Origin of the sequence: Citrobacter sp. TBCS-15 (assembly GCF_005280815.1) — a bacterium.
GTDB classification, from domain to species: Bacteria; Pseudomonadota; Gammaproteobacteria; order Enterobacterales; family Enterobacteriaceae; genus Citrobacter; species Citrobacter werkmanii.
This window is the reverse complement of sequence record NZ_SZWK01000023.1, coordinates 1-520: the sequence shown is the minus strand read 5'-3', so window position 1 is coordinate 520 and position 520 is coordinate 1. Positions and strand designations below refer to the sequence as shown.

The following is a 520-nucleotide window of genomic DNA, read 5'->3' as shown; positions in this document are numbered from 1 at the left end:
TGGAAAAAGAAAAATAAAAAATCCTTTTATTCATGGAAAATGGATGAAACGTACATCAAAATTAAAGGAAAATGGCATTATTTGTATCGAGCCATCGATGCAGATGGTTTAACCTTGGATATTTGGTTACGTAAAAAACGGGACACACAAGCAGCCTATGCTTTTCTTAAGCGGTTAGTGAAGCAGTTTGATGAACCGAAGGTTGTAGTCACAGATAAAGCCCCCTCTATTACAAGTGCCTTTAAGAAACTAAAAGAATACGGCTTTTATCAAGGGACAGAACATCGTACCATTAAATACCTGAATAATTTGATTGAACAAGACCATCGTCCAGTAAAGAGACGCAATAAATTCTATCGAAGTTTACGCACTGCCTCACCCACGATTAAAGGCATGGAAGCCATCCGAGGATTATATAAGAAAACCCGAAAAGAAGGCACTCTCTTCGGGTTTTCGGTCTGTACTGAAATCAAGATATTATTGGGAATCCCAGCTTAAATCATAGATACCGTAAGGGATT

At 37.9% G+C, this 520-nt stretch carries 1 protein-coding gene; it reads left to right on the top strand.

Annotated elements, in window-relative coordinates; translation table 11 throughout:
- The coding region (locus FDW96_RS02740; protein WP_137365186.1) for an IS6-like element IS1216 family transposase at positions 1-498 on the top strand (498 nt) is incomplete at its 5' end.
- Positions 499-520: the final 22 nt, after the last annotated feature.